Source organism: Candidatus Binatia bacterium (genome assembly GCA_029243485.1).
In the GTDB taxonomy this organism is placed as follows: Bacteria; Desulfobacterota; Binatia; order UBA12015; family UBA12015; genus VGTG01.
Genome location: JAQWRY010000086.1, coordinates 377,887 through 404,259, shown reverse-complemented (window position 1 = coordinate 404,259; position 26,373 = coordinate 377,887). Strand labels below are relative to the sequence as shown.

Genomic DNA, 26,373 nt, shown 5'->3' with positions numbered 1-26,373 from the left:
CGGCATCGGGACCGTCGAGTCCAGCGAGCATGGCGCTCCGACCCCCTGCAACTCGGCCGACCCAACGGCGAGGCGCGGGCTGCTGTGCACGATCGAGGCTCGACAAGAGTTACGATCAAAGAAGCCGACGAGATTAAAGAACGTCCCTACCCGTCCCAACCTTGTTCCACGTCCGGCCCCGGCGGTAAGGTTCCGCCCATGGACCCGCGTGCCAGCTTCGAGTCGCTCGAGGTCTCGCTGCTGCTCTGCCCGAAGTGTCGGGTCGCTCAGCCCGTGCGAAAGCACCTGCTCCTGTGCCTGCCCGAGGGCGACAAGTACGAGTACCTCTGCACCCAATGCGGGAGCACCTGCGGGGACAAACTCGAAGAACCGCCGCCGAGCAGCGGATCGGTGCTCTCTTGAGCCTCCGGATCGTATCGCTCCTTCCCAGCGCCACCGAGATCGTCTGCGCGCTGGGCCTGCGAGAGAACCTCGTCGGTGTGTCGCACGAGTGCGACTTCCCGTCCGATGTCGTCGGCCTGCCCATTGTCACCGCGCCGAAGATCGACGTCGACGGATCGAGCCGAGAGATCCACGAGGGCGTGACCGATCTGGTGAAGGGCGGGCTCTCGGTCTACCGGATCCACACCGAGCTGCTCGGTGAGCTCGCGCCCGACCTCATCGTCACCCAGGACCAATGCGAAGTGTGCGCGGTCTCTTACGACGACGTCGTCGGTGCGACCCGCGAACTCACGGGCACCCCCGCCGAGATCGTATCGCTCAGCCCGCGCCGCTTGCGCGACGTCTGGCGCGACGTCGAGACGGTGGCCACGGCAGCGGGAATTGCGGACCGCGGCGAGGCCATGGCCACCGAGCTCGCAGGTCGGATGGCCAGCCTCGAGCGACGAACGCGCCGACTCGAGCGAACGCGGATCGCCTGCGTGGAGTGGCTCGAACCACTGATGGCCGCGGGCAATTGGGTCCCCGAATTGGTGGAGGCCGCCGGGGGTACGAGTGATCTCGTCGGCGCCGGCGCCCACAGCCCATGGATGGAGTTCGAGGACCTCCAGCGCGCGGCGCCCGACGTCCTGTGTGCGATGCCGTGCGGCTTCGATCTCGCCAAAACCAGCGCCGAGCTTCGCGACCTCCTCAGGGAGTCTCGTTGGGACTCCCTCGCCGCCGTACGCAACGACCGCGTTTTCGCCGTCGATGGAAACGCCTACTTCAACCGTCCGGGGCCGCGTCTGGTAGAGTCCGCCGAGATCCTGGCGGGGCTCCTGCATCCGGGCGATTGCGCCGACCTGCTGCCCGACGGAGCCTGGGCCAAGATCACGCGCACGAGCTGAGAGAACACCGATGGCACACGGAGATTCCCACAAGCACGGCGACCCCGTGCAGCAACACAAGGCCGCCGGCAAACGGACCGTCCGGTGCCTCGTCGTCACCGTGAGCGACACCCGAACGATGGACGACGACAAGAGCGGGGCCACCGCGAAGAAGTGCCTCCTTGCGGCCGGACACGACGTCGTGCGCCGCGAGATCGTGAAGGACGAGCGCCAGGCGATCGTCGCTGTCCTGCGCGAAGCCATCGCAGACGACGTGACCGACGCGGTTCTTCTCACCGGTGGAACCGGCGTCGCACCACGCGACGTGACCTTCGAAGCCGTCCAGGAGGCGCTCGAGAAGCCCCTCGACGGGTTCGGGGAGATCTTCCGAACCCTCTCGTACGAAGAGATCGGCTCGGCGGCGATGCTGTCCCGAGCGATCGGGGGCGTCACCGGTCGCACCGCCGTCTTCGCCCTCCCCGGCTCGACCAAGGCGGTCCGACTCGGGATCGACAAGCTCATCGGCCCGGAACTCGGACACATCCTCGGATTGATCGCACCATGAAGGTCCAGATTCTGTTCTTCGCCTCGCTGCGCGAGCGCACCGGCAAGAAAGCGATGGAGCACGACATCGCCGACGGTACGACGGCGGCCGACCTCTTGGCGGAACTGCGTCGCGACCTCCCCGCGATGGCCGACGCCGGGCGCATTTCCCTCGCCGTCAACGAAGAATACTGCGAGCCGACGCAGCTGTTGAAGGACGGGGACGAGATCGCGCTCATCCCGCCGGTGAGTGGCGGCCGATGAGCACGTCCGCGTATACTTCCGGCATGATTCGCCTCACCGCCGAGCCGATCCGTATCGACGACCTGATGTCTGCGACCGCAGACTCCGGCGCCGGCGCCACCGTTCTCTTCGTCGGTATGACCCGGGACAACAACGACGGGCGGAACGTGGAACGTCTAGAGTACGAGGCGTATCCCGCAATGGCGGAGAAGGAACTCCAGTCCATTGCAGCGGAAGCCTCCACGCGTTGGCCGGTTGCCAAGATCTCCGTCGTGCATCGGACCGGAGTCGTCCCCATCGGGGAAGCCAGCGTCGCCATCGCCGCATCGTCCGCCCATCGGGGGGACGCCTTCGAGGCGGCGCGGTTCACCATCGATCGCCTGAAGGAAGTCGTGCCGATCTGGAAGAAGGAGTTCTTCGAGGGCGGCGCCATCTGGATCGGCGACCAGGCGGGCAAAGAAGGCGTCTGGAAAAACGAGGACGGCGGCGCGGCTTCCGAGTAGCGTCCGACGGATCCATTCACCTTGCGCGCCAAGGATCTCGAAACCCTCGAGTTCGGAACTCTGCTCGCCGAAATCGCGCGTCACGCGGCGTCGAGCGCCGGCAAAGAAGCCTGTCGCGGGCTTCAGCCGGAGGGGCTCTCGAGTGTCGTCCGCAACGAGCTGACCCGCGTCTCCGACCTGATCGCGCTCATGGCGGACGAACCGGTCCCACTGGGTGATTTTCCGGACATTCGGCACCACCTCTCGGAGTCCCGAACGCTCGGCGCGAGGCTCTCGGGTGCGGAACTCCTAGAGGTCGCGAGCTCGCTGGCGGCGGTACGGCTCATGCGCGGCTACCTCCGGGCGAACGCGTCGGGGCGCCCCCTTCTGATGCGATCGGTCGGCTCTCTTCACTCCATGCCCGAGCTAGGTCGGAAGCTCGCGGACACACTCGACGAGGAAGGGAACCTGCGCGATGACGCGAGCCCCGCTCTTCGGGCGGTCCGTCGCGAACTGCGGCAGCTTCGATCCGAGATCGAAGCACGGCTCGGGCGTCTGTTTCGGAAGTCGTCGAGCGACCGGCTTTTCGCCGACGAGTACGTCACCGTTCGCAACGGGCGCTTCGTCGTACCCGTGCGCGCCGCAACCCAATCCGATCTCCCCGGCATCGTTCAGGATCGTTCGAGTTCGGGAGAGACGCTCTTTGTCGAGCCGCTCTTCGCCGTGGAGGGCAACAACCGGCTCCTGATCGCCGCCCGTGAGGAGGCCGAAGAAGAAGCGCGGATCCTCACCGAGATCACCCAGATGGTGGGTCAGTTCGCGGACGGGTTGGAAGAGGCCTTCGGCGCCTTGGTCGATCTCGACACCGTCGCCGCCCGCGCCCGCTTCGCCGCAAAACACGACGCTATCTGTCCTCGCATCGGCGAGGCCGGCGACGCGGTCTTCTTGCGGAAGGCTCGCCACCCACTTTTGGTCTTGACTGGACGACCCGTCACTCCCGTCGACATCGAGCTCGACGCCGAGACGAAGCTGCTCGTGCTCACCGGTCCCAATACTGGCGGGAAGAGCGTTGCCCTGAAGACGCTGGGGCTCACGTCGCTGATGGCGCAGGCCGGCATTCCGATCCTCGCCGAAGCCGGGGCCGCGCTTCCGCTCTTCGACGGCGTCTGGACGGACATCGGCGACCAACAGAACGTCGCGGACGATCTCTCGACGTTCTCGGGCCACATCCGGAACCTGGGAGAGATCCTGTCGGCGAGCGGTTCCGCCTCCTTGGTTCTACTCGACGAACCGGGAACCGGAACCGACCCCGAAGACGGGGCCGCACTCGCCCGCGTACTGCTGCAGAACCTTATTTCCCGCGGCACGCGGGTGCTTGCCACCACGCACTTCCAGACCGTGAAGATCTTCGCGCTGAACTCGGGCGGGGCGACCGTCGCCGCGGTCGACTTCGACCCAGACACCTTCTCGCCTCGCTACCGCCTGATCTACGGCAGCATCGGGCCGAGCCTCGGACTCGCGATGGCACGCCGCCTCGGCCTGCCCGAAGACCTTCTGACGGCGGCCGAACGAGAGCGAGGAGATCTCGCCCAGAGCCTCGGCGACGCCGTCACGCAGCTCGAGGCCGAGCGGCGCCGGTACGAGAGCGACGCCGCGGAGATGGCCACCGAGAGGGAACGGCTTCGGAAGCTCCAGACCGAGCACGAGACCCTGGCGGGAGAACTCCGCGAGAAGAAGAAGAAGAAATGGGCGGACGAACTCGGCGAGGCGAAGCGATTCGCCGAGGAACTCAAGACCGAGGGGCGCCGTCTACTCGCCGAAGCCCGACGCGACCCACAGGGCGCCGCCCGTCGGGTGCACCAGGCCGGTCTCGAGCAGAGCGCCCGGGTCGACGAGCGCCGCGCGGCCACGTTCGACGAGGGCCCGAGACCGCCCTCCTCGCCCCCGACGACACTCTCTGTGGGGGACGAAGTCGAGATCGTCGGCAACGGCGTGCGGGGCAAACTCGTGAAAATCGCCGGCGAACGCGCTCAGATCGAGCGCGGCTCGATCCGGTTCGACGTGCCCGCGAAACAACTCCGACGCCTCGGGGGTGCGGCGCCCAAGTTCCCGAAGGCCCACGGCCCGTCCCACTTCGTCCGCCGGGCTCCACGCGAGTCCGACGACACGTCGTCCTCGATGGAACTCAACCTCGTCGGCGCCCGGGTGGTGCGGGCCCTGGAGCGGCTCGAATCCTTCCTCGATCGAGCCTCACTGGACGACAGGAGCTTCGTGCGAATCGTCCACGGCCACGGCACGGGCGCCTTGCGCAGCGCCGTGCGTGAGTACCTCGCCGATTCACCCTACGTCGTGCGCTTCGAAGAAGCCGAAGGGAACGCCGGCGGATCCGGCGCGACCATCGTCCACTTGCGCTAGACCCGAGGCCCGCTCAGGTCTCGGACATGCTTTCGGGGATCGGGACCGCGTACGTTTCGCTGCGCAGCCCCGTCGAGTCGACGAGGGCCAGGTGAATCTCGGTCGCTCCCGCCGGAATGTGTCGGAGCGCGAAGGAAACGGTGCCGCGAAGATTTCCAAAGGCCGCCGGTGCGAGGTCGATGCTCGAAGGCGGCACGCCGATGCTCGCGTCCGTGGAGAGCTCGAGTTCGAGCAGGTCGCCACCGACGTCGAGGAAGTCGACCGAGGCAACCGTCGTCCCGTCGTCCGCGGCACGGAAGTCGACGCCTAGAATGAACGGGTTGCGAGGCAGCGGCGCGGGGATCGGGGCGGCCTGCGCGAACGTGCCGCGGGGCATCCAGGTGCGCACACGCGCGCGGCCATCGGTGGCTGCTCGGAAGTACGGACCGAATCCACGCCGTACCCGCTGCAGCTTGTTCACGTCGGCCTGCGCCGGAGCAACCCCCTGCGGTACGACGAGGACAAAGCCCATCTGGAAGGTTCGAACCCCGTCCTCGATCGGCGTGCGTTCACCGAGCTGCTCGATCACGTCGTCCACGCTGAGATCGCGCCGCTCGCCCGCGAAGGTCAAGCCGGCCGAAGGAGCCGCACTGGCCGTCTCGTCGACCCCCCAGGGGCGCTCCACCACGAAAAAATCGTCGACCTCGTCCGCCGGGCGTATTCCCATCAGGTACTGGTCGAGGGCACCGAACCGCGACATCACCTCGTCGGTCGTGAAGGTGCCGTCGGCGTTCTCGGTGAGGCTGCTGCCGCCCATGAACGACCCGCCACTGTCGAGGAAGTAGTTCCAATGCCCTCGCCGACCGGGCGCGACCAGCGGCTCGCCTGCCTGGGCGAGCCAGCGGTGACCGAGCTCGTGACCGAGAACGGCAAGCGTCGAGGGCGAGTACGCATAGCTTGGAATGCGGGGGGATTTGGTTGGATCGTCGTCGTAGAACGACAGGGAATTCATGAGCACGATGTGCTCGAGCTTCCGGCTCCCAAACACCTGGGCGTGATCGAAGATCGGCATGCCGATGCCCTGCACGTCGTTCGCAACGGTAACGCTACCCACAAGGTGCGAGCCTTCGACGACGCGATCGGTGAACACGGCGAGGAAGTCGAACCGGTCGGGCGCTTCGGTGTAGACGCGTCGGGCCAGCGCGACCTCGTTCAGGCGCGGCCGGTCGCGGTACCAGGAAAACAGCGCGCGGCCCGGCAGGATGTCGGGCTCGGTTACGAGGTCGACGATGTCGGTGCCGACGCGGTCGCTGCCCGGAGACAGACCGACGATGCCCCAGCCGGTGGAAACGCGGGGATACTCGAGCTCGATGAACCCGTTTCGATGAAGCACCGCTCGGAACGTGTTCGGCTGGCCGGCCGGACGCGCCGAGGGCACCCGAGCCCAGGTGACGACCACGCGGTCGGGAAGCTCTGCAATGTAGACGCCGGCTCCGGGCGTCGAGCCCTCGTTCGGCCGCAGCTCGTTCCACAGAACGGCGAGGACCGGCGGCCCAGCGACGAGCCCGGCGAGCCAATCCGCGGAGTCGGTCGCCCAGGCGCCGGCGCCCTCGGGCAGAGGCGCGCCGAAACTGATGGCGCCGTGCGGGTGAATGAAAAGATCTTGATGGAACTGCCCGTACATCGAGACGGGCCGGACGAGAGGCACGTGGGCCGGTTCGTCCGGCGCACCCAGAGCGAGCCGTGCGCCGAGCGCAGCCGGAACCACACCCGGTTCGACGCGTGAGGTGTATCCGCCCGCGGCGGGCGTGAGGACGACCCGATGCCCCCCCAGCGGCAGCGGATCGGCCGGTTCCAGGATGGTGCCGTCATCCTCGATGAGGATGAGGTTGTTGACCACGTCCGCATCCGCCGGACGCGCGCCTGTGAGAAGGCCCAACCCGGCAACGACCAGGGCCAGGATCAGGCCTCGGCAAACTCGCATCTTGCTGAAATTTGGAACCCGCTGTCCCACGTCAGTTCTCACTGCCGGCGGAGCTTTTTCCGTCGCCCCGCAGGCCTCGGGCACAGGTATAGAGCTCGGACGAGCCCTGCCGGGTCGAGTCCGGCTTCACTGAGCGTACAGCCTTGAACGTCCTCCGCAACTCGGAAATAAGGCCCTGATATTCCGCGTCCATGAAGAGCTTCACAATGAGCGCGCCGTCGGGCTGAAGCCACCCGCGAGCGCGCTCGATCGCGACGCGCACGAGGTCCGCATGCCGCACAGCATCTGCGGGCTTCACCCCACTGAGCTTCGGGGCCAAATCCGACAGGACCACGTCCGCGGGGCCCCCGAGTTCCTCGAAAACTTGAGCACCGACGGCCGGATCGGCCACATCCCCCACCAGAATCCGAACGTTCTTCCCGCCGATCGGGTCGGATTCCGCGAGATCCACGCCGACGACGCGGCCCGAAGGGCCGGTCTTCTCCGAGGCGTACTGCAGCCACGCCCCGGGCCAGCAGCCCAGATCCACCACGCGGTATCCGTGGCGGAACAGCTTGAAGCGCCGATCGAGCTCGATCAGCTTGTACGCCGCTCGCGACCGATACCCCTCCTGCTTCGCCCGGCGGTACGCCGCGTCCTTTCGATTGTACGCCACCTCACAGAACCCGGACGAGAAGCGTGGCACGCGCCTTCCCGGCTTCGCAAGTAGCGGGGATTGCGAGTATTCCGGCCGTTGGGTCGCCCACGGATCCGTGTTAGGAGCGCCCACGGTGGGCCAAGGAGGCCAGCAGAGCTTGGATATCGAGGCGCTGGTCGCAGAACTGCGGAGCGAGGCGGCAGAACTGCGCGCGAAACTCGGGCCGAGCGCCGTCGCGCCGCTCGAACCCCTACACCCCGAAAACGACTCCGACGGGGCGGGAGATTCCGCCGCGGGCTCGACTCTCCTTCTGCGGGACCTGCCCTGTGCCCTCGCCGAATTGCGGGCCCTCGCGGACCCACGCGGTGGGAGTATCCACTCCCACCGAGCCCTGCTCGGCGCCCCCGTTCTCGGGCTGAAACGCCTGCTGGTCCGCCTCCTGACACCCATCTGGGATCAACAGACGACCTTCGATCGCGCCCTTGTCGAACGACTTGGTGAGATCGGGGCCGCGGTCGGTACCAGCACCACCCGGGTCGAGGAGCGGCTGTCAGCGTTAGAACGCCGGATCCTCGCGATCGAAGACGCCCTCGCACGAGACCGGGGCGTGGCGGCCGCGGGCGAAGTGGGCTTCGACTACGAGCGGTTCGAGGAAGCGTTTCGCGGAAGCCCGGCGAAGATCTCGGAATCACAGCGCCCGTATCTGCGGTTCTTCCCCGACGCGAGCGCCGGACCCGTCGTGGACCTGGGCTGCGGAGACGGCTCCTTCCTGCGCCTCCTGCGGGAGAACGGGGTGGAAGCCCGGGGCATCGACCAGTCAGCAGGGGCGGTCGAACGCGCCCGCGCGGCCGGTCTCGACGCGTCCCGGGGCGACCTCATCGCCGCGCTCGAAGCCTGCCCGGACGACTCGCTGGGCGGAGTCGTCTCGCTGCAGGTCGTCGAGCACCTCTCGCTGCCCGTCGTGCTCCGATTACTGCAGCTCGCAAAGCGCAAGCTTCGGCCCGGCGGGGTGTTCCTCGCGGAGACCGTGAACCTCGCGAGCCTCATCGTTTTCTCGCGAAGCTGGACGATCGATCCGACGCATCGCCAGGCTCTTCATCCGCTGACACTCCGGTTCCTCGTCACCGAGGCAGGCTTCACGGATTCGGAAGTGGTCTACTCGGGCGAGGTCGAACCCGAAAAACGGATGGAACTGCCGCCGGGCGGCGGCCCCGACGCGCGCAACGCGGCCGTCCTGAACGACGTCGTATTCGGCCCACAGGACTATGCCGTCATCGGCCGCGCGTAGAAGGACCACCCGGAGCGCGGCGATCCTCGTCGCATCGCTGTCCTGCGCCGATGCGACGAGCAACGACGCCCTCGGCATGACCGAAGCACTCCGCATCGATGGCTGGGATGCGCGTCTCTTCGCCGGATCGGATTCATCGGACCACGGCGCGCAGGGGCTGCCCGCGGCGCGCAGGTTCCTTGCGAGCAAACATCCGGTCACGATCTACCACTGCGGTGCGCGGTGGGACGAAGGTATGGCGCTACTCGAGCGTGCGACCGGTCCGGTCGTGGTCCGCGATCACAACGTGACCCCGCCGGAGTTCTTCTCTGGGGTGAGCGACGAGTTCGTCGACGCCGCCGGGCAGGGCATCGCGCAACGGCGCCGCCTGGCGCGCGACCGACGCATCGCCGGTTTCCTGGCGGCGTCTCCGCGCAACAGCGACGACCTGTGCCAGGCCGGTGCCGCTCCGGAGCGCGTTCGCATCGTACCCCCGTTTCACCGCGCGCACGAAATGACGGACCTCGTTCCCGACGAGGACGCGATTCGGCGTTGGCAGAGACGCCCTTCCGTTCTCTTCGTCGGACGCATCGCCCCGCACAAGGGCCACCGGCGCCTGCTTCGGATCGCGGCCGTGTACCGCGAGCTCTACGGTCGCCCTCTGCCTCTGCGAATCGTCGGTGGCGCGGATCCCCGTCTTCATCGATGGACCGGGCGGGTCGAGCTCGACCGCGCGCGCGGCGCCGACCCGGACTGCGTCGAGTTCTGTGGGACGGTGAGCCAAGCCGAGCTCAAGGCCGCCTATCTGACCGCGTCTCTGTTCTTGTGCTGTTCCGAACACGAGGGGTTCTGCGTCCCGCTGATCGAGGCAACGCAGTTCGGCGTGCCGATCGTGGCAACGCAAGAGCCGGGAGTGGCCACGACACTCGGCGAGAGCGGGATGGTGATCGACGACGCAGATGAGGTCGTCGCCGCGGCCGTCCATCGCGTGCTCGAAGACGCCACGCTTCGCGAACGCCTCGTCACAGCCCAGCGAGAACGAGTCGCTGACTCCTTCTCCGAAGGCGCCATCCGAACCTCGCTCCGGCGAGCGCTCGCGGAGATCTGAGCGGTGCGGATCAAGATCGTAGTGCAGAGGTACGGCGCAGACCTGCTGGGCGGAGCGGAGCGCCACGCCGCCCTCATGGCCGGGATCCTCGCCAAGCATCACGAGGTCGAAGTCCTCACCACGACCGCGGGCGATTACCACACCTGGTCTGCCGTCTACCCGGCGGGCGAGAGCACCATCGACGGAGTGCGGGTCCAGCGCTTTCCCGTGACTCAAGGACGCACCCGCGGCTGGTCTGCGGTGAGTGGCCTCCTGCACGAAGGATTCGACCCCAGCGACTTCGCGCGTCTCGAGGCCGACACCCGAAAGGCGTTCGAAGAGCGCGTGCGCGCGTGGCCCGACGCGCTGCAGGAGGAGTTCATCCGGGGACAGGGCCCCGTTGCCCCGGAACTCCTCGAGACCCTGCGCCGGGGCGAGTTCGATCGTGTCCTCTTTGTGACCTACCTGTACCCGACGACGTACGACGGCCTTCTCGCGGTCGACCCCGAGAAGGCGCGCGTCGTCCCTACACTCCACGACGAGCCACCCGCGTATCTACCGGTGTTGGGGCGCCGGCTCGCCCGGGCGACGCTCCTCTGTTCCACCAAAGCAGAGATCCGGCTCGTCTCGAGGCTCTATCCCCAGCACACCCCAACCGCGCGACTGCTCGGGTACGGCGTCGCGATCCCTCCGGATCCGGCCGCGACGCCCGACGCATCGCCGTTCCTCCTGTACGCCGGCCGGATCGACACGCAGAAGGGCATCGGAGAGCTCCTCGGCTGGTACGAGGCACTCCGGCGGGTCGAGCCAGACCCGCCTCGACTGGTCCTGATCGGGGAGCCTTCGATGTCTCTCCCGGACCTGCCCGGCCTGGAGCTCCGGGGTTTCGTGTCCGAAGTCGAGAAGCTCGACCTCATGACGCGCGCGCTCGCGTTCGTGCACCCCTCCCCCTTCGAGAGTCTCGGCATCGTGTTGCTCGAGTCGATGGCTGTGCGAACCAGCCTCCTCGTGAACGCGCGGTCCGAAGTCATGGTCGATCACTGTCGAGACGGCGAAGCCGGCCTGTGGGTTCGGGATGGCGCGGAGTTCGCGGCCGCGGTGCGGATGCTGCTCACGTCCGCCGACCTTCGCGAACGGCTCGGGGCGGGCGGGCGCGCGTACGTTGAACGCGAGTACAGTCTCGGCTCCTACGAGCGCCGCCTGCTCACGGAGTTTCCCACCTAGTGCACCGCACTGACGGGTTCCCTTTTCGTCCGGGTCGGCTAGTCTCTGCCGATCGGTGATCAACCTCGGTGAACTGAACGAACCGCAACTAGAAGCGGTGACCTACGCCGACGGACCACTACTCGTTCTCGCCGGAGCCGGAAGCGGCAAGACCCGGGTCCTCACCCACCGGATCGCGCACCTCGTCGACACCGAACGCGCGCAGCCCGACGAGATTCTCGCGGTCACCTTCACCAACAAAGCCGCGCGCGAGATGCGCGCGCGGATCGAGCACCTCCTCGGCGGCGACCTCGGCGGGCTCACCGTGGGTACATTCCATTCGACCTGCGCGCGCTGGCTCCGGCGCTACGCAGGCCTTCTTGGCCTTCCGAACTCCTTTGCGATCTACGATGACGCCGACAGCCTCGCCCTGTGTCGACGCGCCCTCCAGGAAGTCGAAGTTCCTGAGGATCTCGTGTCACCGCGGATGCTGCGATCGTTCCTCGACCGCAGCAAGAACCACGCTCAGGATCTCCGAACGCAGAGCCCGACCGGCGACGGGTTCCGCGGCGAGGGAACCCTCCTGGCAGCGCGCCGGTACGAGGAGCTTCTGGAACGCGCCGGGGCCCTCGACTTCGGGAGCCTGATCACCGCGATGGTCCGTCTCCTCACCGAGAACGACGATCTCCGTCAGACATTTCGACGGCGCTATCGCCACGTGCTCGTAGACGAGTACCAGGACATCAACCACGCGCAGTATCTCCTGATCGACGCGATCGCCGGCCGCACCGGCGACCTCTGTGTCGTTGGCGACGACGATCAGTCAATCTACGGTTTCCGCGGTGCGACGGTCCGCGCGATCCTCGAGTTCGAACGCGACCACCCCGACGCGCACATCATCCGACTCGAACAAAACTATCGCTCCACGGGGAACATCCTAGCCGCCGCCAGCGCGGTGATCGAACGCAACGCCGGCCGGCACGGGAAACGGCTGTGGACCGAGAACGGCGAGGGCGAGAAGGTGACCCTCGCGGTCTTCAACGACGATCGGGCGGAGGCCCGCTGGGTCACGAACGACGTGAGTGGAGAAGTCCTCCGCGGGCGCGCGCTCAGTTCGGTCGCTGTCTTCTACCGCACGAACGCGCAGTCACGCGTTCTCGAAGAAGAGTTCGTGCGGCAGGGACTCCGCTACGTCCTCGTCGGCGGGGTGCGCTTCTACGACCGCAAGGAAGTGAAGGACATCCTCGCGTACCTGCGCCTGCTGGTGAACCCCGACGACGACGTGAGCCTCACGCGCATCATCAACGTTCCGACGCGTGGAATCGGCGCGACGACCGTAAAGGCGCTCACCGGGGCGGCACAAGCCGATGGCGTCTCGATCGGTGTGATGTTGAGTCGCCTCGTCGAGAATCCGGATGCGATCAAGCTCGCGCGGGCGAGCGCCACGCGCGCCGCCGACTTCTGGCAGATGATCGCGAGACTCCGGTCGCTCACACAAAATTCGAGCCTCGGCGACATCGTGACGGCGGTGATCCACGAGACCGGCCTACTCGCGCGCCTCCAGGCCGAAGGGTCCGAGGAAGCGATTACGCGCGCCGACAACTTGGAGGAGCTCGTCGGCGCCGCACGCGAGGTCGACGACATGGGCGCCCTCCCCGACGGGCTCACCGCGATCGACGCCTTCCTCGAACGCGCCGCGCTGGTCTCCGGCCTCGATGCCGTCGGCGAGAGCGGTGGCGCGATCAGCCTCATGACCCTTCACAACTCGAAGGGACTCGAGTTCCCGGTGGTCCACCTGGTCGGCATGGAGGAGCACGTCTTCCCGCACGCGCGCGCGATTGACGACGGGACGGTCGAGGAGGAACGCCGCCTCTGTTACGTCGGCATGACTCGCGCCCGCGAGCACCTGCACCTCTCCCGCGCTCGCTTCCGGATGCTTCAGGGACAGAGCCAACGGAATCCTCCGTCCCGATTCCTGCGCGAAATCCCGCGAGATCTGCTCAAGCGCGTCGGCACGTGGGACGATGATGGGCCGGGCGCCGACGCCGCTCGTCGCCTGGAAGACCTCGGACGCGTTGCCGAAACCGGCTCGGACGAACCGGAACCCGAGAACGACGACGAGCCGCGGATCGACTACAGCGTGAGCCAGGAGTTCGGCGGCGACGAGGCCGACGTCCCGCTACGCGTCGGAACGCGCGTCCGTCACCCCAAGTTCGGGGCCGGTGTGGTCCGCCGCAAAGAAGGCACCGGCGAGGGCACCAAGCTCACGGTCCAGTTCGAACGCGCCGGAATCAAAAAGCTGATCGCGCGCTTCGCCCCGCTGACCGTCGAAGGGATGGAAGGGGTCTAGCGGGCGGTAGGTTCGCGGATCGGCGTGTAGGGAAGCTCGTACGTGACACCGGTGCTCAGACCTTCGGTGTAGGTCTCGTAGTCGAATCCTTCGTGCGGGGTGTGACCGAAGACGGACGCGAGATCGTCCTGCGAGACGATGCGATGGAAGGGACGCGTCACCAACCACTCGGCGAGAAAGCCGATCGGGTGAACCAGATAGGCCGCCAACCGCAAGGGATTGGACTGCGAGTCGTCATAATCGTCAACGGCGCTTGCCGGCAAAGCCGAAAGAGCCACGAGCAATCCTGCCACCACCACTGTTCGTCCGAGTTTCATCCGTCCCCCTGATCCGCTACATCCCGAAAAGTATCAGGGCTGGGAAGTTGATGCCAACCTCCCTCCCAGGAGAAAAGTCGTGAGCAACCTCGATAGAGCCCGAAATCTGGTAGCCGAGGTGCTTCGGGTCCCGCCCGAGCGCATCGAGCCCGAGACCCAACTGAACGACGTGGCGCAGCTCGATTCGCTGTCCCTGGTCGAAATCGCGTCCGCGTTGGATGAGGAATTCGACATCCGCGTCCCGAGCGACGACCTGGGCTCGGCGAAATCCCTGAACGATATCCTGGCCATCGTCGAACGCTCTCCGGCCCGGTGAGCCGAAGCTCGGCCCGGTGCTGGGCCCTCGCCGCAGCAGTTGCCACAGTCTGGGCCTGCGCGGGAGCGAGTTCCGATCGGAAGACCCTCGACGAGGAGCTTTCGCAGGCGCGTTCCAGGCTCGGTGTCGGCATCGCGACCGATACGTCCCGGTCGGTTCGCGCGACGGGGACACGCCGCCTGGAGACGGTGATTCCGGCTTCTCCGTTGCGGGGCGCCGGCGGGCTCGCGTGTCACGAGAGCCAGATTTACGTCGCAGAGCCGCTCGTCGACCGGCTTTCGTCGGTTCGCGCGGACGGGACCGTGGGTCGGATCGGTACTCCGCACGGCTTCCGGCATCCGACCGATCTCGCCTTCGACGAGCACGGTGTCCTTTACGTCGCGACCGCCGAGGCCGGCGGCGTTTGGCGGCGGCAGCCGGGCGGAACCCGCTGGGACCGTATCGGCCCCGGGCTCTCCGATCTCCGCGGAATCATCGTGGCGCAGAGCGGCGACCTGATCGCGGCGGAGTGCGCGCGAGGGGGGCGGCTCCTGCGACTCGACGCAGGCGACGGCAGCCTCCTCGAGGTCCTCGCCACGAGTCTCGGTTGCCCGGGTCGCCTGAGTCAGGACGACGACGGCACCCTGCTCGTCCCGCTGCGCGAGAACGGCAAGGTCGTGGCGATCGATCCACGCACCAAGGCGACCACCGTGCTCGCAGAGGGGATCGACATCCCAGCCGCGACCGGACGCGCGCCCGATGGTGCACGGATCGTTCTCGAGTCGGGGAGCGGCAAAATCCGAACCCTGCCCGAGGCCGGGAAGCAGGGGCTGTCGCTGGCGAGCCTTCCGCCGGGGATAGCCGACTTCGTTGTCTGCGGTGAAACCGTCGTTCTCTCGAACGAGGCCACGGGTTCTCTGCGTGCGTTCAAACCCTGGCCGAGTGCGAGCCGTATGCTGGTCCCGAGCGGCCTCGTGCTGCCCGGTGGGATCATCTTCGACGGCCAGGATCTAATCGTGGCGGACCGGGCGTCGATCAAGCGCATCCGCGACGGGAAGATCGAACTCCTCGTCCTCGCCCGATTCGACGGCATGCCCCCGCCGGTGGGCCTCGCCGGCGGCCTTCCCGGGATCGTTTGGATCACCGCACCCCAAGAGGGCGAGCTCCTACAGGTCGACCTCCGGCGGGGTGAGGCGACGCGCATCGCGTCCGGGCTCGACTGGCCGACCAGTGTCTTGCGCACACTCGGGGGCGACCTCGTGATCGCCGAGACCGGGGCCGGACGGGTCGTGCGACTCGGGCTTGGTGCCGTGCCCTACACCCTGGCCAGCGGGCTGATGTCACCGGTCGCGCTCGCGACGCGCGGCGAGCGGATCCTCGCGGCGGAGCCAGACGGCGGCCGAGTGCTGCGCATCCGACCCGACGAAGCGCCTACCGTCGTCGCGAGCGAACTCGCGGGGCCGGCGGGTCTCACGACGGCGCGCGGAAAGCCGCTGTACATCGCCGAGGAGCGCAAAGGCACGCTCCTCATGCGTTCGAGGGACGGGACAGAACACCGGGTCGTGGAGGGCCTCGCCCTCCGGACGAAACGAGGCGGCCGACCGCTGCCGGTCCCGATCGCGATCGGATCCGATGGGTCGGTGGTGATCGCCTCGCCGGAAAACGGCAGCGTCGTTCGCGTCTGGCCTTACTAACGCTATCGAAATCGCGGAAGGACGGCGCGGGCGCGCTTACTGGTGCAGGAAATGTTGCTCGACCGCCCCAATCCCACCCCGGCCGATCCGTGCTATAGAGACCATCGCCGATGTCCGCGACGAAGCCCGCACTGAAGAGCCTCGGAATGCGTCACCTGGCCCTGCGGGTGTGCAATCTCGATCGCGCCCTGTGGTTCTACTGCGACATGCTCGGGTTCTCGGTGGTCTGGCAGCCCGATCCGGAGAACGTCTACCTGAGTTCCGGGTGCGACAGTCTCGCGCTGCACCGCGCCGACGCGGTCTCACGCGACGGGGGCCCCCTAGACCATCTCGGAATCCTCGTCGGGTCCGCCCCGGAAGTCGGCGAGGCCGAGGCGGCGCTCGAACAGGCGGGGGTCACGATCCTGCAGGGTACCAAGACGCACCGCGACGACAGCGTCTCCTGCTACGTGGCCGACCCCGACGGCAACAGCGTGCAGATCCTGTTCGAACCGACGATCTCCCCCATTGAGGTGGCGAGATGATCACGAGCGGGCGTCGCCTCGCCGGCTGGGCCGTTCATCTCTACACGGCGCTGGGTTCGATCATCGGGCTCCTCGCACTTCTCGCGGGTGCTCGTGGGGACATCCAGGAGGCCTTCCTCTGGCTCTGCGCAGCGATTGCGATCGACGCGAGCGACGGAGCACTCGCGCGGTTCGTAGGAGTGAAGGAGGTCGTGCCGGAATACAACGGCGCCGAGCTCGACGACATCGTCGACTACCTGAACTTCGTCGTGGTTCCGGTCTTCCTAATGCTACAGATCGGACTCCTCGCGGGACCGTTCGGATACTTGACGGGGGGCGCCGCTCTGCTCGCGTCCGCCTATCGGTTCTGTCACGCCGACGCGAAGACGCCCGATCACTTTTTCACCGGCTTCCCGAGCTACTGGAACATCATCGCGTTCTACCTCTACGTCTTCGACGTCGGCCCCGGGACGGGCGCCGTCGTCACCGGCGTACTCGCGGTTCTCGTGTTCGCGCCCCTGCGGTTCGTGTACCCATCCCGCACGGTGTTCCTGCGGCCGCTGACGATCGGGCTCGGCGTCGTATGGGCCGTACTAGGACTGATGACGCTAGCGGCGTTGCCCGAGAAGGCGACCGGCCTCGCCGCGGCATCGCTCTTCTACCCCGCCTACTACACCGGCCTCTCGTTCTACATGCAGGCGACCGGCAAAGACCCGGGCTAGAGTCCTCGTTCCGAAACTCAGACCGCCGGCGGCGCGGATCAGAGAAGGAGCCACTCGATCAGGCGCTTCAGGTCCTTCTCGGCAAGAGCAGGGGCACCGACTTTGCCGCTCTCGGTGCGCCGGTGCCAGCCGTCTTCGCGGAGCACCATGTCGTAACAGTCGGCCCCGCTCGGATCGTCGGCGTCATAGAGAATTACCGATGCGGTGGCGACCTCACCGATGGGTGCGGGGCGGCCACCCACGCTCTGCAGTGGGTTGATCACCACCTCGATCCGCCGCTCGAGGAACTTCAAGACGAGACGCCCGTTGTCCGGGACGTCGATGCCGCCGAGGTTCTTGGACTTCAGCGTCCGCTGCGCGGTGATCGGCGTGCCGGTGGCCTCTTTGTTGACCGACTGGCAGAGCATCTCCAGGCGTTGGAAGAGGTTCTTCACGTGCTGCGCGCGCTGCGCGAACAACGCCTTCTCGCGGTTCAACCGGCGTGGCACACGAGGGCGGTCCTCAGCCTTTTGATGAGCTTGGTCGGCCATCCGACGCACCCACTCGCGCATCGGATCTGCACTGGATCTTGACGCACGCGGACTCACCGCGGCGTCAAGGTCTCACTGCACCCGGAGCCTGTCAACCAAACTGGACTTGAGCTCCTGCACCAGACGCTCGGGCGAGGCGACGTCCTTCTCGCCGGTGAGCGCCTGCACGAGGATGCCGTTCAGACTGCTCAGGATCAGAGCCGAGTGTGCGTCGACATTCATGTCCCGGGTGAGCGTTCCCGCTTCCTGACCTGCACGCAGTGCGCCGGCGAGAAGCCCGCGGTAGTGGCGGTAGAGATCGAGAACGTGTGCGAAGAAGTCGTCCGGCCGCTTGTCGTCGCGCAGGAACAGGCTCAGGAAGAAACGAACCGAGTGAACGTTCTCGGTCACGAACTCGAAGTACAGGTCGATGAGGTGCTCTACCTGATCCGGAACGCTCTGCCCGGCGATCCGTTCCGGTTCGATCCGGTACGGCTCGATGGTCCTCTCCAGGACCGCCTCATAGAGGCTCTCCTTGTTCTCGAAGTGCCAGAAGATCAGCGCTTTACTGACGCTGGCGTCCTTCGCGACGAGCGACAAGGATGTGCTGTCGTAGCCGTGTGTGGCGAAGAGTCGCGATGCCGTCTCAAGGATCTTGCTGCGCGCGTCCATGCTGCTCCTGACGGATTCTCTTGATAGTGCCTCGGGTTAGCGCCTGTCAATCCAAGGGGATCCGCCAGCTGTGCAAACGCCTAAGCAGCCGCCACGAGTGGCTTGGAACCGAACTGCAGCTCGGATCCGTTCCATTCGACCTTGACCGTCGAACGGTCGGTCACCTCACCAGCGAGAATCCGCCGCGCCAACTGGGTTTCGATCTCTCGCTGCAAGAGACGCTTGAGCGGTCTCGCCCCGTAGATGGGGTCGTACCCGACTTCAGCGAGATGCGTCACCGCCCCCGGGGTGAGTTCCAGCACGATCTGACGATCGGCCAGCCGCCCGCGGATCCGATCGAGCTGGATCTCCACGATGCGCTCCAAATCCTCGGGCTTGAGCCCGTGGAACACGACGATGTCGTCAACCCGGTTCAGGAACTCCGGGCGGAAGGTCGAACGCAGGGCGTTCAGAACGTCTTCCTTCATTCCGGCGTAGCCCGGCGAATTGCGATCGGACATGGCCGGGCCATGCGACAGGATCAACTCGCTCCCGACGTTCGAGGTCATGATGATGACCACGTTCTTGAAGTCGACGGTGCGACCCTGACCGTCGGTCAGACGACCGTCGTCCAGGATTTGAAGCAGCGCGTTGAAGACATCGGGGTGCGCTTTCTCGATCTCGTCGAAGAGCACAACCGAGAACGGACGGCGTCGCACTGCCTCCGTGAGCTGACCGCCCTCGTCGTAGCCGACGTATCCCGGAGGAGCACCGACCAATCGCGACACGGAATGCTTCTCCATGTACTCGGACATGTCGATTCGAACCATCGCCTGTTCGTCGTCGAACAGGAACGCCGCGAGTGCTCGCGCGAGCTCGGTCTTTCCGACTCCGGTCGGACCGAGGAACAGGAACGATCCCACGGGCCGCTGCGGATCCCCCAGCCCGGAACGCGCGCGGACTACCGCGTCGGCAACCGCGACGACGGCTTCGTCCTGACCCACGACCCGCTCGTGCAGGTGTGATTCCAGGTTCAGGAGCTTCTGCGCCTCGCCTTCCATCAGCTTCGAGACAGGCACGCCGGTCCAGCGAGCGACGACGTCGGCGATGTCCTCGCCGTCGACGTGATCCTTGATCAGACGGGCACCGCCGTTCTCGGAGCACTCGCCTTCCTCGATCTGCTTCTCCAGCCCCGGAATGACGCTGTACTGCAGCTCACTCGCCTTCGCCGGGTCATACTCCACCCCCGGCCGCGAGACCTTGTCGAGCTCCATCCGGGCCGCCTCGAGCTTCTTCTGATGCTCTGCGACTCCACCGAGCGCCTGTTTCTCGGTCTCCCACTGCGCACGAAGGGAGGTCTCTTCCTCCTTGAGGTCCGCGAGTTCCTTCTCGAGGCGCTCGAGGCGATCACGCGAGGCCTGATCGGTCTCCTTGCGCAGAGCCTCGCGCTCGATCTCGAGCTGAAGGACGCGCCGTGCGACCTCGTCGAGCTCCGCCGGCATCGAGTCGATCTCGGTGCGCAGGCGCGCCGCGGCTTCGTCGACGAGGTCGATCGCCTTGTCGGGGAGAAACCGGTCGGTGATGTAGCGGTTGGACAGCGTCGCCGCGTTCACCAGCGCCGCGTCCTTGATGCGCACCTTGTGGTGCACCTCGTAGCGCTCGCGAAGGCCGCGCAGGATCGAGATCGTATCCTCGACCGACGGCTGGTTCACGAGGACGGGTTGGAAACGCCGTTCGAGAGCGGCGTCCTTCTCGATGTACTTGCGGTACTCGTTGAGTGTCGTCGCACCGATGCAGTGCAGCTCACCGCGAGCGAGGAGGGGCTTCAGAAGATTCGACGCGTCCATCGCGCCCTCGGCCGCGCCGGCGCCTACGACCGTGTGCAGCTCGTCGATGAAGAGAATGATCTCTCCTTCGGAGGACTGCACCTCCTTCAGAACCGCCTTCAAGCGCTCCTCGAACTCGCCGCGGAACTTCGCGCCGGCCACGAGGGCCCCCATGTCGAGCGCCACGACCCGCCGGCCCTTCAGCCCCTCCGGAACGTCACCGCTCGCGATTCGCTGCGCCAGTCCTTCGGCGATCGCCGTCTTGCCGACCCCGGGCTCACCGATCAGGACCGGGTTGTTCTTCGTGCGGCGCGAGATCACCTGCACGACGCGTCGGATCTCCTCGTCACGACCGATTACCGGATCGAGCTTCCCGGTCTCGGCGAGCGTGGTCAGATCGCGACCGAACTTCTCCAGCGACTCGTAAGTCGCTTCGGGGTTCTGGCTCGTCACGCGCTGGTTCCCGCGAACGTTCTGCAAAGCCTGGAGGAGGCTCGCGCGGTCGAGCCCTCTGGCCGTCAACAGATCGCCGGCGGTTCCGCCGTCGTCCATCATGGCGAGAAGCACGTGCTCGACACTCACGTACTCGTCTTTGAGACCCTTCGCTTCCGTCTCCGCCTTGTCGAGGAGCCGGGCCAGGCGCTGGGTCAGGAAGACTTGCTCCGGGTTGTGGCCGGAGCCACTCACCTGCGGCAGCTTCTCGAGTGCACGCTCCAGGGACCCGCGAAGGTTCTTCTCGTCGGTGCCTGCTTTGTGCAATACGCGACCCGCGAGCCCGCCTTCGTCCTCGAGAAGAGCCGCGAGAAGATGCTCGACGTCCACTCCCTGGTGACCTCGCCGGCTGGCGAGTCCCTGGGCGGAACGAAGTGCTTCCTGCGATTTCTCGGTCAGGCGCTGCAGATCCATACGCGTAAATTCTCCTTTTCGGCCGGGCTTTTATCGTCCCGGACCTAGAGAACCATAGGCACGATTCAGCGATCGGCAAGCCAGCGCGCACTTTTGACCGGGTGGCGACGGGGACGATCGCGTGAATGTGATCCGGACCCGTGCTAGTGCGCAAAGCGTGTCGTTCGTCATCCAGTTCATAGCCTCCGTGGCGATCGCGACCTGGGGTCTGGTTATGGTGGCGTTGGGAATCCTGAACGAGTTCTTCCTCTGGATCGTCATCGGATTCGCCCTGACAGGTGTGGGGTTGCCGCTCCTGGCTTCGCACCCGTGGGCCGCGTCTCGTCTGTACCCCAAGTCCGGGAACATCGAGGGAGCGGCCGCGCCCGAGCCCGCTCCGCCCCCGAGCGCCTGACGGCGCCTGAGCGACCGCGAAGCCTGCGGGCGCCGCGGACGGAGGGTTGGGTGGTGGGAACGGGCAGAAGGCTGACTGAATCTCGTGTTTTCCGGAATCATTGAAGCCCTTGGCCGCGTCGCTTCTTTCGAGCGCCGCGGCGGCGATGCCGTCCTCACCGTCGAAGGCGGCCTCGATCCCAAGGAGCTCGTCCTCGGCGAGAGCATCGCCACCAACGGCGTCTGTCTGACCGTACGCGAAACCACGGAGACCGGTTTCGTCGCTGATTTGAGCGTCGAGACGCTCGACCGCACGACGCTCGGATCTCTGACACCCGGCGCTCGACTGAATCTCGAGCGCTCCCTGCGAGTCGGCGATCGGATCAGCGGACACTTCGTGTTCGGCCACGTGGACACCGTCGGAAAGATCGTGTCCTTCGAGCCCGAGGGAGAGGGCCAGCGGCTCACGATCTCCTTCCCAGAAGACTTCGGCCGCTTCGTCGCCGACAAGGGATCCGTCGCGATCGACGGGATCAGCCTCACCGTTTGTTCGCCCGGCGCGGACCGGTTCTCGATCGCCCTGATCCCGCACACGCTGGAAGTCACGACGCTCGGCGAGCGCCGGGCTGGCGACCCGGTCAATCTCGAAGCCGACATGCTGGCCCGGTACGCACGTCGCGCGGTCGAAACCGCGACGTAGGACCCGACAGAGCAGGGCGTCACCCGCCGGGAGCTACTCCTGGGCGCGCGATTGGGCGCCGAACGTGAGGTAGTAGCTCTTCGTTTCCTTCACCGTCGCGCCGTACAGGGGTCCGCGCTCACCCTTGTCGACCGAGCGAACGACTACCGAGTTGCTCCACGTCTTGCCGCGCACGTCCCCAGCGTACTCCTCAGCATCCGGGACTTCGTATCCGGCCGGGTAGCTCCAGCCCGAGGCGAGCTCGTCGCCTTCCGCCAACTCCGCGGCGCGTGCTTCGTCGCCGTTCGCGCGAACGAAGACGTGGTCGAGGCCCACGCGGAGGACCTGGCCATCCGCATTCGTCAGGCGGATGAGATCGGCGTCCGCATGGAGCTCGCGGATCTGGGTCATCATGCGGAACCCTAGGTTGCCGTCCCCGAAACGCGTCAGGACCGGCATCACTTTGCCCACGAGCTTAACGATCTCCACAGGTCCGTCGATAGTCTCGACAAGCGAGTCGGCGGCCAACCGCGTCAGGGTGGGCAGGATCGGTTTTTTCGGTTTGTCAGCCATACGCAATGTGGCTAGTTCTGATGTCGCAATCTCAAGATATGTCACAAATCCGGACGCCAAAAGGCCGATCGACATCTTGCCCGGCCCGGAATTACAGGGCGGGTCCGGCACAGGACTTGCGTCGTGAGAAGGCTGGACTCACAGGAGGCTCTATGGAAGGCGCGCAGGTAATACAAGAGGATGTGGTCGCTCGGTTGTTCGAGCCGGATCTCATCACCCCCGAACAGTACCGCGACCGCGTTCAGATGGAGCGCACCGACCAGCCGGAGGTCCGTCTCATGTTGGCCGTAATGGAGGACGCGGTAGCGACCTACCAGCGGTATGCGGGCGAGCAGGGTCGTCGCAATCGCCGACTCTTCGAAGAAGCCGAGAGCTGGATCAACTCGACCGACACGAGTTGGCCGTACTCGTTCGAGAACATCTGCGCGGCACTTCGTTTCGAGCCGGAAACACTGCGTAAAGGCCTCGGGAACTGGAAGACCGAGCGCGACGCTGGTGGGCTCGGCATGTACCGCTTCCCGTTCCGCCGCGTGAACGGCAAGCGTCACTCGATCTCGCTGCGAGATCGAACCATGCGGAAGTCGGCCTGAACCGGCCTATGGTTCGAGTAGGAACTTGAGGGAGCCGGGTCGGGCCGCAGCAGCGACGGCCTCGACCCCCCGCTCGAGCGGGTAGACCTCGTCGAGCAGCGGCGCGACCGACACGGCCGCCGTCCGCAGGGCCTCGAGAGCGGGCGCGAACGGCCCGCAACGGGATCCCACGAGCGAGATCTCGTGGATCACGATCGGCGCCAGGTCCAGTGAGTGGTGCGCCGCGACGGTCGACTTCACGACGATCGTACCCAGGGGACGCACTAGACCCATGGCGATCGCGAGTCCCTCTACCGCGCCCGTGGCTTCGACCACGAGGTCGCGTCCCGCAGACGCGGAGCGCTCGTCGGCAGCGTGCAGACCGAGAGCCCCGACCCGGCGCCGAGCGCCCTCGCTTCGGCACACGACGGTAACGTCGTCCCCTCGGGCCGCCAGGACCTGTGCGACGAGGAGCCCGAGCTTGCCGGCGCCGACGACCGCGGACTTGCCGCCCGCGAGGTCGCGGGTCTGTGCGTCCGACTCGAAGGCGGCGGCGAGGGGCTCGACGAAGACCCCGGTGCGGTCATCCACGTCGTCCGGCACCACGTGGAGGTTCTCAACCGGCAGGCGAACCAGCTCTGCAAAGGCACCGTCAGCCCCCTGAATGCCGAGCACGGTGCGCACGGGACAGTGCCGTGGCCTGCCCGCCTGACAGGTCTCACAGCGACCGCAGGCGAAGTTGATCTCGCCTACGACGCGGCGGCCTTGGAGATCAGGCGGCCCTTCCACGACTTCGCCGATGAACTCGTGACCGAGAATCCCGCGAAACCCCATGTATCCCTTCAGGATCTGGAGATCTGTCGAGCATATGCCGGCGAGCCGAACCCGCACGACGGCCGTGCCATCCGTGGGCGTCGGCGGTGGAACATCGTCTACGAAGCCCAGCTCCCGGCCATCCCAGACAAGTGCGCGCATCGCAAAAAGGGCGGCCCTAGTCGGAGCCGGTCAGTTCTTCTGCAAGCGACGGGGGAAGTCGGCGGCCATCGCGTCGGCGATCGACTCGGCCCGGTCGGCTAGGCGCTCGGCGCGCTCCGCTACGGCTTCGGCCCGAGCCGCGGCGTGTTCGGCGCGCCGCGCCGCTGCGTCGACGTCGATCGGCGCATGACTCGCGAGCCAATGCGGCGGGATCGGACCCTCGTGCCGCAGGAGAGACACTTGCGGGTTCCCGAGCACGAAGGCGCGGGCGAAGACGTACATCCGGTCGTAGTCGCGGTAGTACGTTCGGACCTCGTAGTTCAGCCAGGGATCGTTTACGAGGACGCGCTGGAGCTCGACCGCGTCCGGCATCCCGATGCGCGCGACGGTCGCGCGAATCGCCGCGTCGTCCTGCAAGATCTGCACGAAACTCGTCATCGAGAGCGGCTGCGGCTGTCCGACGTCGCAGATGTACGGACGCTCTTCGGTCTGCCCCTTGCAGTCCCAAGACGTCCCGATACTCGAGGCAATCTCCTCGGCCGCTGCCATAGCTGGCATCGCGACCACCGCCGCCACCACCACCATCATCCTGACCGCTGTTCTCATCGGCGTACGCCTCCCACTAAATCCCAATATCCGATGTATCTGGATCGCCGAGCTGTCTCCACAGGGGTAGACCCGAAAACGGGGATTTGACCCGCAAATCGGCCGTCCGGAAAGAAACTTGAGCCGCGCGGCGGAGAGGTCCGAGAAGACCGCTACCCGCGGACTGCGACCAAGGCACGAGGCCGCGGATTCGCCTTTTTTTCCTGCTCGGGAAGCTCCGAGAGCACCCGATCGATCGCCTTTCGGGCCCGGAGTAGGGAGCGCCGCAAGGTGGCCGCCTGGGCCTCCTCGAGGGTGCCGAGGCCGCTCAGCTGCCGGATCGCTCGGCCGAGCTTCCGAGTGTTCTTGATAACCTGGACGACCGGAAGAAAGGGCTTCTTCGCCTCGGCCCGTTGCCGGAAGCTGCGGACCGAGAGAGCGCCGAGCTTCACGCGCTTCCAGAGCGCGTGCATCTCCTCCGGCGACTCCTGACGAGCCACGCTGATCATGATCTCGCGGGAAACCACGGCGCCCTGGTCGAGATACTCGCGCTTGATGTCCTGGGGCAGGCGCGTGAGCGTCAGCGTGTTCGACACATAGGGCCGGCTCTTGTGAATCACCCCGGCGAGCTTGGCGTGAGAATAACCGCGCTCGGATGCCAGGATGGCGAGAGCTTCCGCTTCCTCGAGGGCGTTCAGGTCCTGCCGCTGGATGTTCTCCTCGAGCGCGACCTCGAGCAGATCGTGATTGCTCAAGATGGCCGGAACGAGTCCGACACCGGCCAGTTCCGCGGCACGGAGGCGGCGTTCCCCAGCGATCAGGGTGTAACCACCGTCGTCGTCACGGCGAACGATCACCGGTTGGAGCAACCCGCGAGCCTTGATTGACTCGGCCAGCTCCGCGAGCGCCTCAGGATCGAAGTACTGCCGCGGCTGCTTCGGATTTGGTTTGATGACCGCGATCGGGACAGCTGCGAACACCGTCCGACGGCGGCCAAAGATCTGACCCGCCATGGCGAATCTGGGCTTAGCCTTCGAGGTCTGCTGAACCTCTCCCCCATCAGCCACTCCACACCCCCTCTGACCTACAACCCCAGGCCTGCGCAGACAAAAAAGCCTGTATTCTCAATACCCGGGACACTTACCGCGTGTCAATTCTTACCGCCGGTATTTGAAGAAAAACTTGTTCAAGGAAGAAGGAGAGGTTGTGGTGAACTTGGATCCCCGCGCCCGGCAACAGGACGCCGCCGAGCGCGAGGTTCCGAAGGTGCTGCTTTAGATCTTGGCCTGAAGCAGGAACGCGATCACGAGGGCGTAAATTGCGAGCGCCTCGATGAACGCGAGACCCAGGATCATGGGGGTCTGGATGCGGTCGGCCGAGTTCGGGTTACGACCGATCGACTCCATCGCGGCCGCCAGGCCACGACCCTGACCGAGGGCCGCGCCGATGGCAGCGAGCCCGATGGCGAGGCCCGCGGCGAGCGCGATCATCGAAGCCGAGCCAGCCGCTGCACCCTCAGCCGCGAATGCGGTGCCGGGAGCGAGAACTGCGATCGCCGCCAAGAGAGCGACGAGAAGAATTCCATTGATGCGATTCATTGATGTTTCTCCTTTCTCGCCTGGTCGGATTCGTAGAGCACGCCTCTATCCTCATCCTCATCACAACATCGCCCAGAAGGCCGACCGGCGTTCGTTTTGGGAGCT

General features: G+C 66.3%; 28 protein-coding genes. 17 read left to right on the top strand and 11 right to left on the bottom strand.

Annotated features, from left to right (window positions below):
- Positions 1-198: 198 nt before the first annotated feature.
- Genes P8R42_26640 through P8R42_26615 form a run of 6 tightly spaced genes read left to right on the top strand, consistent with a single transcriptional unit; the run spans position 199 to position 4,987 of the window.
- Positions 199-402 carry a cytoplasmic protein gene (locus P8R42_26640; GenBank protein ID MDG2308171.1) on the top strand — a complete coding sequence of 68 codons (204 nt, stop codon included), beginning with the start codon at positions 199-201 and terminating at the stop codon, positions 400-402.
- Positions 399-1,325 carry a cobalamin-binding protein gene (locus P8R42_26635; protein MDG2308170.1) on the top strand — a complete coding sequence of 309 codons (927 nt, stop codon included), beginning with the start codon at positions 399-401 and terminating at the stop codon, positions 1,323-1,325. Before P8R42_26640 ends, P8R42_26635 begins: the two co-directional genes overlap by 4 nt.
- A gap of 10 nt (positions 1,326-1,335) precedes the next feature.
- On the top strand, positions 1,336-1,869 hold the full coding sequence (locus P8R42_26630) for a MogA/MoaB family molybdenum cofactor biosynthesis protein (protein ID MDG2308169.1): 534 nt from the start codon (positions 1,336-1,338) through the stop codon (positions 1,867-1,869).
- Positions 1,866-2,111: a molybdopterin converting factor subunit 1 gene (gene moaD / locus P8R42_26625; protein MDG2308168.1), complete on the top strand. Its 246-nt coding sequence runs from the start codon at positions 1,866-1,868 to the stop codon at positions 2,109-2,111. Before P8R42_26630 ends, moaD begins: the two co-directional genes overlap by 4 nt.
- Positions 2,108-2,593, top strand: coding sequence for a molybdenum cofactor biosynthesis protein MoaE (locus P8R42_26620; GenBank protein ID MDG2308167.1), 486 nt, complete (start codon positions 2,108-2,110; stop codon positions 2,591-2,593). The genes moaD and P8R42_26620 overlap by 4 nt, the downstream gene beginning before the upstream one ends.
- Before the next feature lie 21 nt (positions 2,594-2,614).
- Complete coding sequence (locus tag P8R42_26615; GenBank protein MDG2308166.1) at positions 2,615-4,987, top strand: endonuclease MutS2; 2,373 nt, start codon at positions 2,615-2,617, stop codon at positions 4,985-4,987.
- A 13-nt stretch (positions 4,988-5,000) separates the two neighbouring features.
- Here P8R42_26615 and P8R42_26610 read toward each other — a convergent pair whose 3' ends face one another.
- Both P8R42_26610 and P8R42_26605 read right to left on the bottom strand, forming a co-directional pair.
- Complete coding sequence (locus P8R42_26610) at positions 5,001-6,980, bottom strand: hypothetical protein (protein ID MDG2308165.1); 1,980 nt, start codon at positions 6,978-6,980, stop codon at positions 5,001-5,003.
- A 1-nt stretch (position 6,981) separates the two neighbouring features.
- The gene (locus P8R42_26605; protein MDG2308164.1) at positions 6,982-7,635 is read right to left on the bottom strand and encodes an RlmE family RNA methyltransferase; all 654 of its coding nucleotides are present in this window, start codon (positions 7,633-7,635) and stop codon (positions 6,982-6,984) included.
- 85 nt (positions 7,636-7,720) lie between these two features.
- Here P8R42_26605 and P8R42_26600 point away from each other — a divergent pair, with 85 nt between their 5' ends.
- The 4 genes from P8R42_26600 to P8R42_26585 all read left to right on the top strand — a co-directional run bounded on the left by P8R42_26600 (position 7,721) and on the right by P8R42_26585 (position 13,494).
- Complete coding sequence (locus P8R42_26600) at positions 7,721-8,875, top strand: class I SAM-dependent methyltransferase (GenBank protein MDG2308163.1); 1,155 nt, start codon at positions 7,721-7,723, stop codon at positions 8,873-8,875.
- A gap of 76 nt (positions 8,876-8,951) precedes the next feature.
- Positions 8,952-9,962 carry a glycosyltransferase gene (locus P8R42_26595; GenBank protein MDG2308162.1) on the top strand — a complete coding sequence of 337 codons (1,011 nt, stop codon included), beginning with the start codon at positions 8,952-8,954 and terminating at the stop codon, positions 9,960-9,962.
- A gap of 3 nt (positions 9,963-9,965) precedes the next feature.
- A complete protein-coding gene (locus P8R42_26590; protein MDG2308161.1) occupies positions 9,966-11,165 on the top strand; it encodes a glycosyltransferase family 4 protein in 1,200 nt (399 codons plus the stop codon).
- 55 nt (positions 11,166-11,220) lie between these two features.
- A complete protein-coding gene (locus tag P8R42_26585) occupies positions 11,221-13,494 on the top strand; it encodes a UvrD-helicase domain-containing protein (GenBank protein MDG2308160.1) in 2,274 nt (757 codons plus the stop codon).
- On the opposite strand, the gene P8R42_26580 is transcribed toward P8R42_26585, so the two are convergent.
- The gene (locus P8R42_26580) at positions 13,491-13,811 is read right to left on the bottom strand and encodes a hypothetical protein (protein MDG2308159.1); all 321 of its coding nucleotides are present in this window, start codon (positions 13,809-13,811) and stop codon (positions 13,491-13,493) included. The genes P8R42_26585 and P8R42_26580 overlap by 4 nt on opposite strands.
- 79 nt (positions 13,812-13,890) lie before the next feature.
- Between P8R42_26580 and P8R42_26575 the strand changes: the two genes are divergently transcribed.
- The 4 genes from P8R42_26575 to P8R42_26560 all read left to right on the top strand — a co-directional run bounded on the left by P8R42_26575 (position 13,891) and on the right by P8R42_26560 (position 17,025).
- Positions 13,891-14,127 (top strand): acyl carrier protein, encoded by a 237-nt coding sequence (locus P8R42_26575; GenBank protein ID MDG2308158.1) that lies wholly within the window; start codon positions 13,891-13,893, stop codon positions 14,125-14,127.
- Positions 14,124-15,800 (top strand): hypothetical protein, encoded by a 1,677-nt coding sequence (locus tag P8R42_26570; GenBank protein ID MDG2308157.1) that lies wholly within the window; start codon positions 14,124-14,126, stop codon positions 15,798-15,800. The genes P8R42_26575 and P8R42_26570 overlap by 4 nt, the downstream gene beginning before the upstream one ends.
- 110 nt (positions 15,801-15,910) lie before the next feature.
- Positions 15,911-16,324, top strand: a complete 414-nt coding sequence (locus P8R42_26565) for a VOC family protein (GenBank protein ID MDG2308156.1) — start codon at positions 15,911-15,913, stop codon at positions 16,322-16,324.
- Positions 16,321-17,025 carry a CDP-diacylglycerol O-phosphatidyltransferase gene (locus tag P8R42_26560; GenBank protein MDG2308155.1) on the top strand — a complete coding sequence of 235 codons (705 nt, stop codon included), beginning with the start codon at positions 16,321-16,323 and terminating at the stop codon, positions 17,023-17,025. The genes P8R42_26565 and P8R42_26560 overlap by 4 nt, the downstream gene beginning before the upstream one ends.
- Before the next feature lie 38 nt (positions 17,026-17,063).
- On the opposite strand, the gene P8R42_26555 is transcribed toward P8R42_26560, so the two are convergent.
- From P8R42_26555 to clpB, 3 genes are all read right to left on the bottom strand, one after another.
- Positions 17,064-17,513: a hypothetical protein gene (locus P8R42_26555; GenBank protein MDG2308154.1), complete on the bottom strand. Its 450-nt coding sequence runs from the start codon at positions 17,511-17,513 to the stop codon at positions 17,064-17,066.
- Positions 17,514-17,627: 114 nt separating this feature from the next.
- Positions 17,628-18,206, bottom strand: a complete 579-nt coding sequence (locus P8R42_26550; protein MDG2308153.1) for a TetR/AcrR family transcriptional regulator — start codon at positions 18,204-18,206, stop codon at positions 17,628-17,630.
- An 80-nt stretch (positions 18,207-18,286) separates the two neighbouring features.
- Entirely contained in the window at positions 18,287-20,917 is a 2,631-nt protein-coding gene (clpB, locus tag P8R42_26545) for an ATP-dependent chaperone ClpB (GenBank protein ID MDG2308152.1), read from the bottom strand.
- A gap of 157 nt (positions 20,918-21,074) precedes the next feature.
- Between clpB and P8R42_26540 the strand changes: the two genes are divergently transcribed.
- Together P8R42_26540 and P8R42_26535 are read left to right on the top strand one after the other, a co-directional pair.
- Positions 21,075-21,311: a hypothetical protein gene (locus tag P8R42_26540; GenBank protein MDG2308151.1), complete on the top strand. Its 237-nt coding sequence runs from the start codon at positions 21,075-21,077 to the stop codon at positions 21,309-21,311.
- Positions 21,312-21,395: 84 nt separating this feature from the next.
- A complete protein-coding gene (locus P8R42_26535; GenBank protein MDG2308150.1) occupies positions 21,396-21,989 on the top strand; it encodes a riboflavin synthase in 594 nt (197 codons plus the stop codon).
- Between the two features lie 33 nt (positions 21,990-22,022).
- Here the strand turns inward: P8R42_26535 and P8R42_26530 are convergent, their stop codons facing one another.
- Positions 22,023-22,541, bottom strand: a complete 519-nt coding sequence (locus P8R42_26530; GenBank protein ID MDG2308149.1) for a hypothetical protein — start codon at positions 22,539-22,541, stop codon at positions 22,023-22,025.
- A gap of 152 nt (positions 22,542-22,693) precedes the next feature.
- Here P8R42_26530 and P8R42_26525 point away from each other — a divergent pair, with 152 nt between their 5' ends.
- Entirely contained in the window at positions 22,694-23,131 is a 438-nt protein-coding gene (locus tag P8R42_26525; protein MDG2308148.1) for a hypothetical protein, read from the top strand.
- Positions 23,132-23,137: 6 nt separating this feature from the next.
- Here the strand turns inward: P8R42_26525 and P8R42_26520 are convergent, their stop codons facing one another.
- From P8R42_26520 to atpE, 4 genes are all read right to left on the bottom strand, one after another.
- The gene (locus P8R42_26520) at positions 23,138-24,085 is read right to left on the bottom strand and encodes an alcohol dehydrogenase catalytic domain-containing protein (protein ID MDG2308147.1); all 948 of its coding nucleotides are present in this window, start codon (positions 24,083-24,085) and stop codon (positions 23,138-23,140) included.
- Between the two features lie 30 nt (positions 24,086-24,115).
- A complete protein-coding gene (locus P8R42_26515; GenBank protein MDG2308146.1) occupies positions 24,116-24,691 on the bottom strand; it encodes a hypothetical protein in 576 nt (191 codons plus the stop codon).
- A 152-nt stretch (positions 24,692-24,843) separates the two neighbouring features.
- Positions 24,844-25,737, bottom strand: a complete 894-nt coding sequence (locus tag P8R42_26510; GenBank protein MDG2308145.1) for a ParB/RepB/Spo0J family partition protein — start codon at positions 25,735-25,737, stop codon at positions 24,844-24,846.
- Between the two features lie 207 nt (positions 25,738-25,944).
- Positions 25,945-26,268, bottom strand: a complete 324-nt coding sequence (gene atpE, locus P8R42_26505; GenBank protein MDG2308144.1) for an ATP synthase F0 subunit C — start codon at positions 26,266-26,268, stop codon at positions 25,945-25,947.
- Positions 26,269-26,373: the final 105 nt, after the last annotated feature.

Excerpts from the sequence above, each read along its gene's own strand:
- P8R42_26640 (MDG2308171.1), top strand. The coding sequence starts at position 199 with ATGGACCCGCGTGCCAGCTTCGAGTCGCTCGAGGTCTCGCTGCTGCTC.
- P8R42_26630 (MDG2308169.1), top strand. The coding sequence starts at position 1,336 with ATGGCACACGGAGATTCCCACAAGCACGGCGACCCCGTGCAGCAACAC.
- moaD (MDG2308168.1), top strand. The coding sequence starts at position 1,866 with ATGAAGGTCCAGATTCTGTTCTTCGCCTCGCTGCGCGAGCGCACCGGC.
- P8R42_26620 (MDG2308167.1), top strand. The coding sequence starts at position 2,108 with ATGAGCACGTCCGCGTATACTTCCGGCATGATTCGCCTCACCGCCGAG.
- P8R42_26595 (MDG2308162.1), top strand. The coding sequence starts at position 8,952 with ATGACCGAAGCACTCCGCATCGATGGCTGGGATGCGCGTCTCTTCGCC.
- P8R42_26580 (MDG2308159.1), bottom strand. The coding sequence starts at position 13,811 with ATGAAACTCGGACGAACAGTGGTGGTGGCAGGATTGCTCGTGGCTCTT.
- P8R42_26565 (MDG2308156.1), top strand. The coding sequence starts at position 15,911 with ATGTCCGCGACGAAGCCCGCACTGAAGAGCCTCGGAATGCGTCACCTG.
- P8R42_26560 (MDG2308155.1), top strand. The coding sequence starts at position 16,321 with ATGATCACGAGCGGGCGTCGCCTCGCCGGCTGGGCCGTTCATCTCTAC.
- P8R42_26550 (MDG2308153.1), bottom strand. The coding sequence starts at position 18,206 with ATGGACGCGCGCAGCAAGATCCTTGAGACGGCATCGCGACTCTTCGCC.
- clpB (MDG2308152.1), bottom strand. The coding sequence starts at position 20,917 with ATGGATCTGCAGCGCCTGACCGAGAAATCGCAGGAAGCACTTCGTTCC.
- P8R42_26530 (MDG2308149.1), bottom strand. The coding sequence starts at position 22,541 with ATGGCTGACAAACCGAAAAAACCGATCCTGCCCACCCTGACGCGGTTG.
- P8R42_26525 (MDG2308148.1), top strand. The coding sequence starts at position 22,694 with ATGGAAGGCGCGCAGGTAATACAAGAGGATGTGGTCGCTCGGTTGTTC.
- P8R42_26520 (MDG2308147.1), bottom strand. The coding sequence starts at position 24,085 with ATGCGCGCACTTGTCTGGGATGGCCGGGAGCTGGGCTTCGTAGACGAT.
- P8R42_26515 (MDG2308146.1), bottom strand. The coding sequence starts at position 24,691 with ATGAGAACAGCGGTCAGGATGATGGTGGTGGTGGCGGCGGTGGTCGCG.
- atpE (MDG2308144.1), bottom strand. The coding sequence starts at position 26,268 with ATGAATCGCATCAATGGAATTCTTCTCGTCGCTCTCTTGGCGGCGATC.